Origin of the sequence: Pantoea sp. EKM10T (assembly GCF_011800685.1) — a bacterium.
GTDB classification, from domain to species: Bacteria; Pseudomonadota; Gammaproteobacteria; order Enterobacterales; family Enterobacteriaceae; genus Pantoea; species Pantoea agglomerans.
The window spans coordinates 63,682-78,891 of sequence record NZ_JAALEU010000005.1 but is presented as its reverse complement, the minus strand read 5'-3'; the positions used below and the strand labels follow the sequence as shown (position 1 = coordinate 78,891).

The 15,210-nt window shown below is 56.7% G+C and carries 13 protein-coding genes and 1 pseudogene; 5 read left to right on the top strand and 9 right to left on the bottom strand.

Features of this window, described 5'->3' with window-relative positions; all coding sequences use genetic code 11:
• Positions 1-52 precede the first annotated feature (52 nt).
• Together HFD95_RS11060 and HFD95_RS11055 are read left to right on the top strand one after the other, a co-directional pair.
• Positions 53-967, top strand: coding sequence for a ketopantoate reductase family protein (locus HFD95_RS11060; protein WP_033758344.1), 915 nt, complete (start codon positions 53-55; stop codon positions 965-967).
• Positions 968-1,096: 129 nt separating this feature from the next.
• Complete coding sequence (locus tag HFD95_RS11055; RefSeq protein ID WP_167430230.1) at positions 1,097-2,158, top strand: LacI family DNA-binding transcriptional regulator; 1,062 nt, start codon at positions 1,097-1,099, stop codon at positions 2,156-2,158.
• 93 nt (positions 2,159-2,251) lie between these two features.
• Here HFD95_RS11055 and tmaR read toward each other — a convergent pair whose 3' ends face one another.
• The 3 genes from tmaR to dacD form a co-directional block, all read right to left on the bottom strand.
• A complete protein-coding gene (gene tmaR / locus HFD95_RS11050; protein ID WP_004571340.1) occupies positions 2,252-2,578 on the bottom strand; it encodes a PTS system regulator TmaR in 327 nt (108 codons plus the stop codon).
• Positions 2,579-2,738: 160 nt separating this feature from the next.
• Positions 2,739-3,797: an FUSC family protein gene (locus tag HFD95_RS11045; RefSeq protein WP_181955261.1), complete on the bottom strand. Its 1,059-nt coding sequence runs from the start codon at positions 3,795-3,797 to the stop codon at positions 2,739-2,741.
• A 265-nt stretch (positions 3,798-4,062) separates the two neighbouring features.
• Complete coding sequence (dacD, locus tag HFD95_RS11040; RefSeq protein WP_022624996.1) at positions 4,063-5,226, bottom strand: serine-type D-Ala-D-Ala carboxypeptidase DacD; 1,164 nt, start codon at positions 5,224-5,226, stop codon at positions 4,063-4,065.
• Between the two features lie 152 nt (positions 5,227-5,378).
• On the opposite strand from dacD, the pseudogene HFD95_RS11035 reads away from it, so the two are divergent.
• Positions 5,379-5,588 (top strand): annotated as a pseudogene (locus HFD95_RS11035) (type VI secretion system tube protein Hcp); the annotation flags it as partial.
• A 261-nt stretch (positions 5,589-5,849) separates the two neighbouring features.
• Positions 5,850-7,277 (top strand): exodeoxyribonuclease I, encoded by a 1,428-nt coding sequence (gene sbcB, locus HFD95_RS11030; protein WP_167430229.1) that lies wholly within the window; start codon positions 5,850-5,852, stop codon positions 7,275-7,277.
• 58 nt (positions 7,278-7,335) lie between these two features.
• Here the strand turns inward: sbcB and HFD95_RS11025 are convergent, their stop codons facing one another.
• From HFD95_RS11025 to ltnD, 5 genes are all read right to left on the bottom strand, one after another.
• A complete protein-coding gene (locus tag HFD95_RS11025) occupies positions 7,336-8,691 on the bottom strand; it encodes a GntP family transporter (RefSeq protein ID WP_167430228.1) in 1,356 nt (451 codons plus the stop codon).
• Positions 8,692-8,816: 125 nt separating this feature from the next.
• Positions 8,817-9,602 carry an HPr family phosphocarrier protein gene (locus tag HFD95_RS11020; protein WP_167430227.1) on the bottom strand — a complete coding sequence of 262 codons (786 nt, stop codon included), beginning with the start codon at positions 9,600-9,602 and terminating at the stop codon, positions 8,817-8,819.
• Entirely contained in the window at positions 9,602-10,246 is a 645-nt protein-coding gene (locus HFD95_RS11015; protein WP_010248031.1) for an aldolase, read from the bottom strand. The genes HFD95_RS11020 and HFD95_RS11015 overlap by 1 nt, the downstream gene beginning before the upstream one ends.
• Positions 10,239-11,501 (bottom strand): 3-oxo-tetronate kinase, encoded by a 1,263-nt coding sequence (gene otnK / locus HFD95_RS11010; protein ID WP_167430226.1) that lies wholly within the window; start codon positions 11,499-11,501, stop codon positions 10,239-10,241. Before otnK ends, HFD95_RS11015 begins: the two co-directional genes overlap by 8 nt.
• A complete protein-coding gene (ltnD, locus tag HFD95_RS11005) occupies positions 11,501-12,406 on the bottom strand; it encodes an L-threonate dehydrogenase (protein ID WP_167430225.1) in 906 nt (301 codons plus the stop codon). The genes otnK and ltnD overlap by 1 nt, the downstream gene beginning before the upstream one ends.
• A 267-nt stretch (positions 12,407-12,673) precedes the next feature.
• Here ltnD and ygbI point away from each other — a divergent pair, with 267 nt between their 5' ends.
• The gene (gene ygbI / locus HFD95_RS11000; protein WP_033758363.1) at positions 12,674-13,435 is read left to right on the top strand and encodes a DNA-binding transcriptional repressor YgbI; all 762 of its coding nucleotides are present in this window, start codon (positions 12,674-12,676) and stop codon (positions 13,433-13,435) included.
• A 48-nt stretch (positions 13,436-13,483) separates the two neighbouring features.
• On the opposite strand, the gene HFD95_RS10995 is transcribed toward ygbI, so the two are convergent.
• Positions 13,484-14,842, bottom strand: coding sequence for an APC family permease (locus HFD95_RS10995; RefSeq protein WP_010248042.1), 1,359 nt, complete (start codon positions 14,840-14,842; stop codon positions 13,484-13,486).
• Between the last annotated feature and the right edge of the window lie 368 nt (positions 14,843-15,210).

Sequence of the window (15,210 nt, the reverse complement as noted above, 5' to 3'; positions counted from 1 at the left end):
AAGCCCGGTCACGGCGTTCTAAGGTAGAGGTTTTCAGCAGAGGGAGAGTGGGATGCGCATTCTGATGGCAGGCGCCGGCGCGACCGGTGGATATTTTGGTGCACGGCTGGCTCAGGCGGGCCAGGACGTGACTTTTCTGGTCCGTGAACGGCGTTATCAGCAGCTTCAGGCCAGCGGCCTGGTGTTGCAGACGCCGCAAGGCACTGAAACACTAAAGCCGCAGCTGGCTCAGGCGAGCAGCCTGACGGGCCACTATGATCTGATTATCGTGACGGTGAAGAGCTTTGCCCTTGATCAGGTGATGGAGGATATTGCACCTGCAGTGGGTCCGGAAACGCTGATCATGCCGATTCTGAACGGATTGCGGCACATCGCAACGCTGCAACAGCGTTTCGGCGAAGATAAGGTGATTGGCGGCCTGTGCAAAATCAACGCGACGCTGGGTGACAATGGCGAAGTTATCCAGATGACGCCGCTGCATCAGCTCTATTACGGCGCGCTGGACGGTAACAACGATGCGCGACTGCAGCGGGTTGATGCGGCGCTGCGTGACTGTCAGGTCGATACCCGATTCAGCGATAACATCATGGATGAGCTGTGGGAGAAGTGGCTGCTGCTGAGCACGCTCGGCGCGGTTTGCTGCCTGGCGCGCGGAAATACCCAACAGATACTCACCTCGCGCGGCGGCGAAGCGCTGTTACAGGGTGTTTTCTCGGAGATTCTGTCAGTCATTACTGCCGAAGGCTATCAGACGCGTCCGGCGGCCACTGCCCGCATTCTTGAGCTGTTAAGCGATCCGGCCACCCCGATGACCTCCTCAATGTACCGCGATTTAACCCAGGGCTTTGATATCGAAGCCGATCAGGTGATAGGTGACCTGCTGCTGCGGGCGAAACGCCATAGTCTCGCCACGCCACTGCTTAACGCGGTGGATGTGAACCTTCAGGTCTATCTGCAGCAGCGTTAATGGCCCTGCCAGATACCGTGACCGGGTGCCGCAACGGACCCGGTTTTTGTGGTCGTGAAAGTGTGGTGTGCAGCAGCAGTGCAGCAGGAAAATTTGCTACACTCGTCGCTTCATCTTTTGGAGAGTTCAATGACTTCCCGCTCCGTGACCCTCGATGATGTCGCTCAACTTGCCGGCGTCTCATATCAAACCGTTTCACGTGTTTTAAACCGTTCTGAACAGGTGTCAGCCCGCACGCGGGAAAGGGTTGAGGCGGCGATGCTGCAGCTCAATTATGTGCCCAATCGTGTGGCGCAGCAGCTGGCCGGTAAGGCGACGCGCACGCTAGGTCTGGCCACCAGCGACCTGGCCCTGATGGCTCCTGCGCAGATCGCCTCGGCGATCCAGCAGCGCGCCGCCGGGGCGGGTTATCATCTGGTGATCGCCATGGACAGTGGTAACGATGCGGCAGCAACGGTGAATGAACTGCTGGCACAGCGGGTCGATGGACTGCTGATCAACCTGCCACTGGAGGCAGATGAGGCGCAACAGATCCAGTTGCTCTGCGGCAGCAAACCGGTGCTGTTTCTGGATGTCGAACCCCAGGCGGCGGTAGCGCAGTGTCAGTATCCGAATGAGTCTGGTGCACGTGCCGCCGTTGAACATCTGGTGGCGCTGGGTCATCGTCAGATTGGTTTGTTAAACGGGCCGCTTCGCTCGGTCTCGGCCCGTCAGCGTGAAAATGCATGGCGTAAGACGCTGGCCGATCATCAGCTGACACCGCACTGTTCTCTGCGCGGGGACTGGAGCGCGCAGTCGGGTTATCAGGCGCTACTGGCGCAGCTTCCCGACGATCTGCCGCAGGCGCTGCTGGTGGCGAACGATCAGATGGCGTTGGGTGCGATGCGGGCGCTGCATCAGTATGGCGTAGCCATTCCTGGCGAGATATCGGTGATTGGATATGATGACACCGCCGAGAGTGCGTGGTATCAGCCGCCGCTGACCACGGTGCGGCAGGATTTGCAATTTCTCGGCGCGCAGAGCGTCGAGCGGATGCTGGCCCGGCTTCAGGGAGCAGAGGCGTCAGACAACGCGCTGGAAACCACGCTGGTGATCCGGGAGACCACCGCCCCGCCTGCTGATGAGCGGGTCAATTTAGTGGCGCTGTCACAGCAGTTACAGGTGATCGCCCGCAGGCTGGCGCGAAAATAACCCTGCGCTGACGCAGGCAATAAAAAACCCGCCCCACCGGAGTGGATGCGGGTTTGCATAGGACGTCTGGCGCTTGCGCGCTGCTGTCTGCCCTTACGCTTTCGGGTGTTCGCCCACGCCCATCGCTTTGATCTTTTTCGACAGCTCGCGACGCTCTTTAGACAGGTCGGCGTTTTTGATGATGTACTCATCCACGCGATCTTCATAATCCACACGCATGCTGGCGATGATTTCCTGAATAGCCTCAACGCTCATGCCGGGTTTGATATATTCGCTCAGGTTGTCGAGCAGCAGTACGCGCTTCTGGTTGTCGCGAATTTTCTTCTCGTTGTCGACAATTTCACGCTGCAGTTTGTTTTTGCGGCGGAACATACGCACGAACTCCAGTACGTCCTGAAATGATTGCTTGGCATTTTCCATGATGGCACCTTTCTTTGAGCCTGCTGACGCAGGGAGAGAGTCAAAACGATCAGCTTAGCGGCTAGCCCGCCAGGTAAGCAATTTTCACAGCTAAATTCAGACTGGCTCTTATCTTAGCGCAAAGAAACCCTGTTTCACATTAAGTCATTGTCTGAGGTGATTATTTGCGCAGCGCCATCCGCATCAGGTCGGTCATCCGTTCCAGCTGTTTTGCCAGTTCCAGTGTCAGCCAGACGTAGCCGTAGATCGGCGTCTCCTCCAGACCTTCGCTGCCCGCGTCCGCGATCAGTCGCCGCAGTTCGCCACTGATTTCGGTCAGCTCGTGACTGTTAGCCACCACCTCTTCCGTTTCCCCTTCAATCGCCATGACCGACAGCGCCCGCAGCGTGTTCTCAGTCATCTGCTGGGTGCGGCGCAATGCAGGCGCGTTAAGCATAATCAGATGGCTCTCGCGCGATGCCCACCAGGCATTAATCTGCATCTCAATGGTGTAAACCATATTACGGTTGATGGTCTGGATCGCTTCAAGCACCGATTTTGGGATGCGCGTCTCTTTGCTTGACGGCTCCAGCAGCGCCCGCATTTTGATCACGCTGCTCAGCAATTTGCCCAGCGGCTTGTTAAGGCGCGGCTTTTCAACCAGATTTGGCGAGAAGCCGGCGTGATAGATTTTTGCCATTTCCGCCAGCGCGTCGGAGAGCTGAATGCGCCAGTGTGTATAGGCACGCTGCGCCCAGATAGCGGTAAACAGCAACGCCATCAGCGAGCCCAGAATCACATCACCGCCGCGCCACAGTGCCATCGTGAAATCGCCGGTTGGCGCGCCCACGACCACACTCAGCGTAATCCCGATCAACAGCGCCATGTAGGGATGTTTGCCCAGCGTCAGGTAGCCACTGATCATCATGATGATGCCGCACCAGGCCAGCATCATCGGCATCGAGATCAGCTCCAGCTTCAGGGCGATCAGACCGGATATTGACCCGGCGACCGTGCCGCTGATGCGCTGCAGTGCACGTGGAAAGACATTTCCCCAGGTGGAGATGGGCCCCATCACCACCACCAGCGTAATCAGCGGCCAGGTGCCTTCAGGGATATCGGTCGCCCGCACAAAGATAAAGCAGAGCAAAAAGGCGATGGCAATACGCACACCGTGGACGGAGCGATAATGGCGATAAAACCAGAACTCCAGTTTTGATATGGGCTTATCGGGACGCAAAATGACTTTCCGGTTGCGGGAACATGGTGTGGCTATCTTAACGCTGAACGCGGCTCAGGCTTAGCGCGGGCCGGATATTTAAAACAGTTTTGACGTTCGCTTACAATTATCAACATCCGCCTCACATACTTTCCCGGTAGTTAAAAACAACTTAATGCGATTTTTTAACCTTTATCGGCTCTCAGTAACACGCTCAGAGCAGCCAGCGTGCAAGTAAAAACGGGCAGCCCGCAGGCTACCCGTTTTAGTGCTGACAATCGGCTAATCAGAACTTCTGCCTGAGATAATCCGTCAGGCGGGTAATCACACCTGCGGGTTCAACCGCACTCAGCGCCACCAGCGGATAGTGGGCAATCTGCTGATCTTTATCCATCACCTGAATTTCACCAATGACTTCGTTGGCTTTCAGCGGGGCTTCCAGATCTTTGCGATCGATAACATACTTCGCCTTCACGTTCTGGACTTCACTGCGCGGCAGTGACAGATAAACATCTTCTGCGGTACCCACATCCACCTGATGAGGATTGCCATACCAGACGTTTTCGCTGCCAATCTTCTTACCGGCATGGAACAGTTGAACGGTATCAAAGGTGTTCTGTCCCCAGACCAGCAGTTTACGCGCCTGCTCTTCGCGGCCTTTCGGGCTTTTACCGCCCATGACGACGGCGATCAGGCGATGCTTGCCCACCACATTCGAGGCGATGATGTTAAAGCCCGCGGTCTCAGTGTGACCGGTTTTCAACCCATCAACGTGGAGATTATTATCCCACAACAGGCCATTACGGTTGTTCTGGGTGATGCCGTTCCAGGTCAGGGTCTTCTCACTGTACATGGCATAAAAATCAGGCTCACCATCAATAATGGCGCGTGACAGTTTCGCCATATCCAGCGCGCTGGAGAACTGACCCGGCGCATCCAGACCATGAACCGTTTCAAAATGGGTATTCTGCAGGCCGAGCTTCTCAACGTAGTGATTCATCATGCCGACGAAGTTCGCTTCGCTGCCCGCCACATAATCAGCCAGGGCAACGCAGGCGTCGTTACCGGAGTCGATGATGACGCCACGGCTTAAATCCCGGACGCTCAGCTTATCGCCTGGCTTCAGGAACATCAGCGAGGAGCCTTTGAACACCGGATTACCCGCCGCCCAGGCATCTTTTCCGACCGTAACCATGTCGTCACGGCTGATTTTCTTCTGGTCAATGGCGCGATCGACCACGTAACCGGTCATCAGTTTGGTCAGGCTGGCGGGATTACGGCGTTCATCGGGATTGCCAGCAGTCAGAACCTGTCCTGTGGTGGCATCCATCAGCACCCAGGAAGCCGCATCAATCGCCGGAGGCGTCACAGGAAAGGGAATCGCATCAGCCTGCGCCAGCGAGGCCCAAAAAACAGTAGCGGTAACGGTGAACAGCAGACGCCTTTTCAACACTTCATCCTTAATTGCACGGGAGAGAAAATTTCTAAAACGAAACGGAAACAGCCGCACGTTTTACGGCAAAAGCGTTGTGAAGGTTTGAATAAATTGAAAAAAAGTATGAACTGCGACGAGTATGGCTGATGCCTGCAGGGGGGTGGTAACGGCTAATTGATGCAGGAAATGAGACCGAATATTTCAATATCATCCTGGAAAACGTTAAGGTCACTACGGTATCGCCCTGCCTTGCACCCAGCGGCATGAGCAGCACGCATCTGGAAACACCGGAATTACGCTATGCAGCAATAACCTGGAAATATGTCGAAGGGAATATTATCTATCGTGACTCATGGAATGAGCGAGCTACAGCCTGAGAGGTAAAAAGTCCGCTTTACTCCTTGCCCCTGACCGCTCAGTCAGATACTACGCCCCCCCGCTACCATCCGAAACTTCAGGCCAGTGGGATTATGGTTTACCATGTAGTAAGTGAAGCCTGAGCATGAATGACCTTGCCCGGCAAAGGCACCGCTCTCGCACCAGCAGCCAGGCGCCGATGAAGAAAGGCATCCAGCGAACGGGAAGCCTGATGACTTTCTGTTCATCAGTTTAGTGAACGCAATGAACGGATATGAAATTTGAATAACGACCGCGTACAGCCCACTTTCCTCTTCCACGATTACGAGACCTTCGGCACCAGCCCTTCTCGTGATCGGCCAGCCCAGTTTGCCGGCCTGCGCACCGACAGTGAGTTTAATCCGGTCGGCGAACCCGAAGTGTTCTACTGCCGTCCGCCTGATGACTATCTGCCACAACCCGAAGCGGTGATGATCACCGGCATTACCCCGCAGATAGCGATGAGTCGCGGCGTGATCGAAGCTGAGTTCGCTGAACGCATCCACGCGTTGTTCACCACGGAGCAAACCTGTGTGGTGGGCTACAACAACGTGCGTTTCGATGATGAAGTGACGCGCAATATCTTCTATCGCAACTTTTACGATCCCTATGGCTGGGCCTGGCAAAACGGCAACTCACGCTGGGATCTGCTCGACGTGATGCGTGCCTGCTACGCGTTGCGGCCCGAGGGGATCAACTGGCCGGAGAATGAAGAAGGTTTTCCCAGCTTCCGGCTGGAGCATCTGACCAAAGCAAACGGCGTGTCCCATGAAAATGCGCACGATGCCATGTCCGACGTTTACGCCACGCTGGCGATGGCGAAGCTGGTGAAGGAGAAGCAGCCAAAACTGTTTGAGTTTTTGTTTACCCATCGTAACAAAAACAAGCTGATGAACCTGATTGATATCCCGCAGATGAAACCGCTGGTTCATGTCTCCGGTATGTTCGGTGCCGCGCGCGGTAACACCAGCTGGATCGTACCGCTGGCCTGGCATCCCGATAACCGCAATGCGCTGATTGTGGTGGATCTGGCGGGCGATATGTCACCGCTGATGCAACTGGATGCCGATACGCTGCGTGAGCGTCTTTACACGCCGAAAAACGATCTCGGCGATCTGCCTGCGGTGCCGGTCAAACTGGTACATATCAATAAGTGTCCGGTGCTGGCGCCTGCCAGTACGCTACGGCCGGAAGATGCGGCCCGGCTGAATATTGATCGTCAGCACTGCCTGGCGAATCTGGCGCTGCTGCGTCAGCAGCCCGAGGTGCGGGAAAAGCTGGTCACGCTGTTTGCCGAAGCGGAGCCGTTTACACCGTCAGATGATGTGGACACACAACTCTATGATGGCTTCTTCAGTGATGCCGACCGGGCGGGGATGAATATTATCCGCCAGACCGCGCCCGCGAATCTGCCTGCGCTGGACCTGAGCTTTGAGAGTGCGCGGGTAGCGAAACTGCTGTTCCGCTACCGGGCGCGTAACTTCCCCGGCACGCTGGATGATGCCGAGCAGCAACGCTGGTTGCAGCACCGTCGTGACGTGCTTAATGCCGATCGGGTGCAGGCGTTTATGCAGGAACTGGAAGCTCTGGCGAATCTGCATGAAGCGGATGCAGAAAAAGTTGGGCAGCTTAAAGCGCTCTATCTCTATGTGCAGGAGTTGGTTTACTGAAGCACTAAGAGTCTGACCCGGTATCGCCTGCCGGGTCAGACTTTCTGATGCTGCTTAATCAGAGCACGGTCCACGCCAGCCAGGTCAGCGCAAAGCCGCTCAGCCCCATTAGTGTTGTCAGCACCGTCCAGGTGCGTAAACCGTCGGCCACCGAAAGTCCCAGATAACGGGTCACTACCCAGAATCCTGCATCATTGACATGCGACAATCCCAGACCGCCAAAACAGGCCGCCAGGGTGACCAGTACCCGTTGCATATCCGTCACGCCGGTCACCGCCTGGGTCAGCAAACCGCTGGTGGTCAGAATCGCCACCGTGGCGGAACCCTGTGATGCACGCAGCGCCAGCGACAGGATAAATGCCGCTGGCACCAGCGGCAGATGCAGCGTTTCAAGCGTGACCGCCAGCGCTTTACCCACGCCCGACTCCACCAGCACTTTGCCGAATGCCCCACCGGCCCCGGCCACCAGAATCACACTGGCAGAGGTGGGAATGGCCCGGCCGGTCAGATCTTCCAGCTTATCTTTGCTCCAGCCACGCCGTACGCCCAGCAGCCAGGCCGCCAGCCCTAAGGCAATCAGCAGGGCAATCGGCGGTGTGCCGATCACGGTCATCACACTACGCAGCAGGCTTCCTTCAGCCAGCAGTGTGTGTGACAGAGTTCCCAGCACGATCAATACAATCGGGACCACAATCAGGCCGCTGATGGTGAGCGCATCGGGCGGTGCCGGTTCATTCTTCTTTTCCTGCCCTTCCGGCCTGGCCATCTGCAACTGTTCCAGCACCTCCACCGACAGAGGGTAGTGGCGACGGTTCATGAATTTCGCCACGTAGTAGCCGATGATCCCGACCGGCACGGAAATCACAATTCCCAGTATCATCAGCCATCCCATGTCGGTGTGCAGGATCCCGGCCGCCGCCGCTGCGCCCGGATGGGTCGGCAGCGCCACGTGCACCGTCAGCATCACACCCGCCATCGGCAGGCCAAACTTCAGCGGCGAGACCCGCGCCACTTTGGTAAAGCCATAAATCAGCGGAATAACAATGATAAAACCGACTTCAAAAAATACCGGGATGCCAAGGATAAAGGCCGCCATGGTCAATGCCGCAACGGTACGCTTCAGCCCCAGCGTTTTACTGAAACGCTGCGCCAGCGACTCGGCACCGCCCGAGGCTTCAATGATCGCCCCGAGCATGGCACCAAGAACGATGATGATGGTGATGTGGCCGAGCAGCCCGCCCATCCCGGTGATAATCGTTTCCATGATTTTTTCAGCCGGAATGCCGGTGGCGATGGCCACCAGCAGACTGACAATTAACAGGGCGACAAAGGGATGAACTTTGGCTTTGATGACCAGCAGCAGCAGGATCACGATGCTGGCGGTCGCTATGGCTAACAGCAGTGCGGTGGACATAGTAAACCTCAGAAATTGTTATATTTTTTAGGTTATCGGCGTGCAGAATAAACAGGTGCAGGGTCAGAAAAAGGACGAAAAAATCTCAACCGGTGCCGAAACACCGGTTTTTTAAGCCCGTTAAATCAGGTTTTTCTCGCCCAGGGCGCAAACCAGCCAAGACCAGCGGTAGTGCTGCCGCGCGGGATATATTCGCAGCCCACCCAGCCGGAATAGCCGACCTCATCCAGCAGTGAGTAGAGATAGGGGTAATTGATTTCACCCTCATCCGGTTCATGACGATCCGGTGCCGAAGCAATCTGCACGTGCCGATAGCGTCCGGCATAGTGGCGAATCAGATGGCTGAGGTTGCCATCCACCCGTTGCGCATGGAACAGGTCGAGCTGAGTGAAGACATTGGGTCGATCGATCTGTTCGACCATCTCCAGCGTCTGATACTGGCTGGCATAAAGATAGTTGGGTTTGGTTGTGGGATTCAGCGCCTCAATCAGCAGGATGATGCCGTGCGGCGCAAAGCGCTCAGCCGCATAACGCATATTGCTGATAAAGGTCTCAACGTAGCGCTGACGGTCAGCGTCGGGCGGCACCGTCGCCGCCATGATGTGCACCTGCGGGCAGTTCAGCGCCAGCGCATAGCTCAGGGCGCGATCGATATCCGCCTTTGCTTTTGCTTCCCGTCCGGGGATGGCCGAAACGCCCCACTCACCCGCTGCGACGTTGCCGGGTGCGGTATTAAACAGCACCAGTTCCAGCTGGTTATCATCGAGCCACTGCTTGATCTGCGTGGCGGGATAGTCATAAGGAAACAGAAATTCGACGGCAGTGAAACCGGCTTTCGCCGCTGCAGCGAAGCGTTCAGCAAACGGCAATTCAGTAAATTGCGTCGAAAGGTTAGCAGCAAACTTCGGCATTATCGGCTCCTTAATTCTGCCACTTCGGCATCATTGAGATAACGGATCGGGCGGTCGCCCAGGGTAAAGATCAGCCGGGCGGTCTCCTCCAGCTCTTCAGTGTTGTCTGCCGCTTCCTGCAACGATTTCCCCACTACCACCGGGCCATGATTCGCCAGCAGGAAGGCACGGTAACGTGGAGCCAGCGCCGCGAGATCCTCGGCCAGTCGCCCATCACCCGGCTTGTAGTAAGGCACAACCGGCACATCACCGACACGCATCACCACATAGGGGGTAAAAGGACGGATGCAGTTGTCCGTGTCCAGTCCCTGTAAACAGGAGAGCGCCGTCAGGTAGTGGCTATGCAGATGCACTACCGCCCTGCAGTCGGGATTATTCAGATAGAGCGCGCGGTGAAACGCAATCTCTTTGGAGGGTTTATCGCCTGAGATCCATTCGCCGTCAGGCGTGACTTTGGCCAGCCGGTCACCCTGTAATTCACCCAGGCATGAACCGGTGGGTGTCGCCAGCAGATTGCCATCCTCCAGCAACATTGAGAGGTTGCCCGCCGAGCCGGTGGCATAGCCGCGCTGAAAGAACGAAGCGCCAAGACGCACCATCTCGTCACGCGCCTGCTGTTCTGTTAAAGAGAAAGATTCAGACATCAGTAAACTCCGTTTGCGCGCGGCGGAAGAAATCTTCATCGCCAAAATTGCCCGATTTCAGTGCCAGAGAGAGCGGCTGATGAATGTCGCGCACCCAGGGCACGCCGGGCGAAATCGTCGGGCCGATATGAAAGGCCGTCACACCCAGGCTCTGCGCGACCACGCCGGAGGTTTCGCCACCCGCCACGATAAAGCGCTGCCATCCGCGCCGTTTCAGCTCGCGGGTGACGGCAGCAAACAGTTGCTCAACCGCTTCGCTGCTGCGCTGAGCACCATAACGCTGTTGAATCGCCTGCAATTGTTGCGCGTCAGCGGTGGCAAACAGCAGGGGTGCCAGCGTCTGATCGCTGTTCGCTTCCACCCAGTCGCATAACTGTCTGGCATAAGCCCCGGCATCTTCCAGGCAGCGTTCAGTCTCAACTTCGCAGGCCGGTGCCAACTGGCGGTACGCGGCGACCTGACGATTGGTCATCTGAGAACAGGAGCCGGAAAGCACCACGGCGCGATCGCCCTGCGGACGGCCTGCCTGCTCCGCTTTTGCATCACTCTGAGTCGCTGCCCACTGCCGTGCCAGACCGATGGCCAGCCCGGAACCGCCAGTGACCAGGCGCAGATCGCTCAGTGCTTCGCCCAGGGTCAACAGATGTTCCTGATGCAGGACGTCAGTTACGACGTAGTTGATCCCCTGCGCCGCCAGCTGACACAGCGCCTGCCGTACTGACTCAGCGCCCTGATCGACCTGTGCCGCAGCGATCAGCCCGGCTTTGCCCGTCGCCTGTGATGTCATCAGCCGCAGCAGGTTGCTGTCGTGCATCGGTGTGACCGGATGATGCCGCATACCGGAATCTGACAGCAGCTGATCGCCGACAAACAGGTGGCCCTGATAAACGGTGCGGCCATTCACCGGCAGCGCCGGACAGATTACCGTCTGCGTTTCACCCAGCGCCTGCAGCAGGGCGTCGGTTACCGGACCGATATTGCCCTGCGCGGTGCTGTCGAAGGTGGAGCAATATTTGAAGTAGAAGCGCTCACAGCCCTGCTTCTGCAGCCAGGCCAGCGCAGCCAGCGACTGAGCAACCGCCTGGTCTGCCGGACAGGAGCGGCTCTTCAGGCTGATCACAATCGCCTGCGCCTCTGTGATTTCCTCGCTGTCAGGAATGCCGTTGAACTGAATGGTGGTCAGCCCGTTCTGCACCAGAAAACTGGCGATGTCAGTCGCACCGGTAAAATCGTCCGCTATCACGCCAAGCCGCATCAGATTTTCTCCTCTGCCTGCGGCAGCGTGATGCCGCTGAAGATTTTAATCACTGCACTGTCATCTTCACGGCCGTAACCGGCGTTGCTGGCTTCGGTGAACATATTGAGGGCGGTTGAGGCCAGCGGCAGCGGGAAGTGCAGGGATTTCGCGGTATCGGCTACCAGGTTGAGATCTTTCACAAAGATATCGACCGCCGATTTCGGGCTATAATCGCCATCCACCACATGCCGCATGCGGTTTTCGAACATCCACGAATTGCCTGCGGCGTTGGTGACCACTTCATACATGGTTTCCAGCGGGATGCCGGCACGCGCCGCCAGCGCCATCGCTTCTGCCCCGACCGCGATGTGAACACCTGCCAGCAGCTGATGGATAATTTTGACGGTTGACCCGAGGCCGATCTCACTGCCCACGCGATACACTTTGGCTGCCACGGCATCCAGTACAGATTGCAGTTGCGTAAAGGCTGCTTCACTGCCGGAAGCCATCACCGTCATCTCACCGCTGGCCGCTTTAGCGGCACCGCCGGAGACCGGTGCATCCAGCATCAGCAGCTGATATTGCGCCAGCTGTTGTTCAATCTGCTGCGCATCCCGGGCGGACAATGTGGATGAGACCATGACCACGGTGCCGGGACGCAGTTTTGCGGCCAGGCCCTCTTCACCAAACAGAATGGCGTTAACCTGCTGCGCATTTACCACCAGCAGTAAAACGGCATCAAGCAGGTCTGCAAAGGCGGATGCTGAAGGCTGAGCATCACGCGCGCCTGCCTGGCGTAAGTTCTCAAGCGCGGCGGGATTCAAATCGACACCCCAGGTATTGAGACCGGCACGCAGGCAGGATTTCGCGGCACCCATGCCCATGGAACCTAACCCGATAACGCAAATATTTTCAGCTGGCACGATACGCCTCCACTGTTAATTTAAGTGATTATTTGTTTGTTACTGTTAATCCTGCCAGTTTACTGCCGGCAAAAATGTGTTGCCGCTCACAAAAAAATAGTCCCGATGTGAACCAGAACAATTTTTAACATTGCCAGATTGGCAGCACTGGCCCTGCCGCAGTGCAGTTAGCGCCGCCGTTGCCGGGATTACCGCTGTTATTATTTGTTCTGGTTATCCGGCAGATACTTTATAATGTGAAAAAATGGTAATTATCAGGGAGCCGATATGATTCCGGTTGAACGTCATCAACAGATTCTTGCGCTGGTGGCCGATCGTGGCGTGGTGAGCATTGCAGAACTCACTGAACGACTGGGTGTGTCACACATGACCATACGCCGTGATGTGCAGAAACTGGAGGAGCAAGGGGCCGTGTTGTCGGTCTCCGGCGGCGTGCGCTCAGCCGACCGGCTGGCGGCTGAGCCGTCACATCTGACGAAAAGCGCCCTCTACAACGAGGAGAAGCGCGCCATTGGCCGCACCGCCGCCCGACAGATCCCCCGTAACAGCTGCATCTACCTGGATGCCGGCACCACAACGTTAGCGCTGGCAAGAGAAGTGGTGGATCGCGATGATTTGCTGGTGGTGACCAATGATTTTATGGTGGCGAATCTGCTGATGGAGGCCAGTCAGTGCCGGGTTATTCACACGGGCGGCACCGTATGCCGGGAGAACCGCTCCTGTGTCGGCGAGTCGGCGGCACGCAGCCTGCGTCATCTGGCCATTGATATTGCCTTTATTTCCGCCTCCTGCTGGGGGCCGCGTGGCTTGTTTACGCCGGATGAAGATAAAGTGATGGTGAAGCAGGCGGTGAGTGAGGTGAGCAGTAAGCGGGTATTGCTGAGTGACAGTTCGAAGTACAACAGGATCGCGACGTTTCTGGCTTTACCTCTGGAGAGCTTTGATCGGGTAGTGACAGACACGCATCTGAGTGAGTCGGCGCGGGAGCTGTTAAGTGCGGGGAGCTGTGAACTGGTACTGGCTGGTTAAGCTGTCGCCGCCTTCCCTGAGACCGGGAAGGCGGCAACGTGAGCGTGATTAAACTTCTTCGCTGAACTGCGGCACCGGATTACGGAAGCTGCGGGTTACGAACGCCAGGTAGATAATCCCGATGGCGGCCCAGATCAGGCCCAGCTCCATAGAACTCTCTTCCAGATTCACCCACAGCGCTCCCACCGTCAGCGCGCCAAGCAGCGGCAGCAGCAGATACTGAACGTGATCTTTCAGCGTGCGGTTACGCTTCTCACGGACCCAGAACTGCGCAATCACCGACAGGTTAACGAAGGTAAACGCCACCAGCGCACCAAAGTTAATCAGCGCGGTTGCGGTCACCAGGTCGAAGTTAATCGCCATCAGCGCAATCGCACCCACCAGCAGCACGTTGAGCGACGGGGTACGCCATTTCGGATGGATGTAACCGAAGAAACGCTCCGGGAACACACCATCACGGCCCATCACATACATCAGACGCGAGACGCCAGCGTGCGCCGCCATACCGGATGCCAGCACCGTGACCACCGAGAAGATCAGGATGCCGACCTGCAACGCTTTACCGGCCACGAACAGCATGATTTCAGGCTGCGATGAGTCCGGGTGCTGGAAGCGTGTGATGTCCGGGAAGTAGAGCTGCAGGAAGTAAGATGCCGCGATAAAGATCACCCCACCAATCAGCGCGGTCAGGAAAATAGCGCGCGGAATGGTGCGTTCTGCATCTTTGGTCTCTTCCGACAGCGAACTGATGCCATCAAAGCCGAGGAACGAGAAACAGAGTATCGTCGCACCGGTAATCATCGGCACCACATGCGCATTCTCAGACCAGAATGGACGGCTGCTCACCAGCGTGCCGGAACCCACGCCGCTTGCCACACCGTAGATTACCATCGCGGTAATCCCGACCATGACAACCACCTGCAGCACCACAATCACACTGTTGAAGTTGGCGACGGTTTTGATGCCCTTGAGGTTAGAGAGCGTCATAAACCCGACCAGCAACACCACAAAAATCCACGACGGGATGCCCGGCACCAGCGATTCGAAATAGTTTTTAGCCAGCAGGATGTTGATCATCGGCATGAACAGGTAGTCCAGCAGTGATGACCAGCCGACCATAAAGCCGACGTGCGGACTGATCGCCTTCTGAGCGTAGGTATAAGCGGAGCCCGCAGAGGGGAAGCGGCGTACCAGCTTACCGTAACTCACGGCAGTGAACAGAATCGCAATCAGCGCGAAAGCATAAGCGGTGGCGACGTGACCTTCGGTCAGCCCGGAAACGATGCCAAAGGTATCGAACAGGGTCATAGGCTGCATGTAGGCTAAGCCCATCATGACGACCGGAAGTAACGTGAGTGTTTTTTTGAGTTGCGCACGCTGCGGTGCGGCGGAGGTATTAAGCGACATGCTTCAGTCCCCCATGTGCGACAACCTGGCTGGGCTGGGTCACAGGGCAACTGCGCATTAAGCGACAGGGAGTAAGGTTAGCGGTTAACGCGGCGCCGTAGTCATCACGAAAACGCGTACCAGCGTTGGCTGGCAGAGTGTAAAACATCCCCATCTTTGTAATCCTCAATCTCACGCTTATGCGTGTTTTCAGTGTTTATCTATCCGGGTGCGTGCCCGGCCTCGGTTAAGTCAGCAAAAAACGCTCTAATAAAACTGGATGCAAAAAAATAACCGGCGCGGTTAGCGTCGGTTATCATCTGATTTTGCAGGCCGCGTATTCTGCCCTAACCCGTGGCAGGAATACAAGCCATCGGGGCATCTTATGC

What these genes read in the sequence shown, in the direction of transcription:
- HFD95_RS11060 (WP_033758344.1), top strand. Translation starts at nt 53, where the DNA reads ATGCGCATTCTGATGGCAGGCGCCGGCGCGACCGGTGGATATTTTGGT.
- HFD95_RS11025 (WP_167430228.1), bottom strand. Translation starts at nt 8,691, where the DNA reads ATGTCCACCGCACTGCTGTTAGCCATAGCGACCGCCAGCATCGTGATC.
- HFD95_RS11020 (WP_167430227.1), bottom strand. Translation starts at nt 9,602, where the DNA reads ATGCCGAAGTTTGCTGCTAACCTTTCGACGCAATTTACTGAATTGCCG.
- ygbI (WP_033758363.1), top strand. Translation starts at nt 12,674, where the DNA reads ATGATTCCGGTTGAACGTCATCAACAGATTCTTGCGCTGGTGGCCGAT.
- HFD95_RS10995 (WP_010248042.1), bottom strand. Translation starts at nt 14,842, where the DNA reads ATGTCGCTTAATACCTCCGCCGCACCGCAGCGTGCGCAACTCAAAAAA.
- HFD95_RS11055 (WP_167430230.1), top strand. Translation starts at nt 1,097, where the DNA reads ATGACTTCCCGCTCCGTGACCCTCGATGATGTCGCTCAACTTGCCGGC.
- tmaR (WP_004571340.1), bottom strand. Translation starts at nt 2,578, where the DNA reads ATGGAAAATGCCAAGCAATCATTTCAGGACGTACTGGAGTTCGTGCGT.
- HFD95_RS11015 (WP_010248031.1), bottom strand. Translation starts at nt 10,246, where the DNA reads ATGTCTGAATCTTTCTCTTTAACAGAACAGCAGGCGCGTGACGAGATG.
- otnK (WP_167430226.1), bottom strand. Translation starts at nt 11,501, where the DNA reads ATGCGGCTTGGCGTGATAGCGGACGATTTTACCGGTGCGACTGACATC.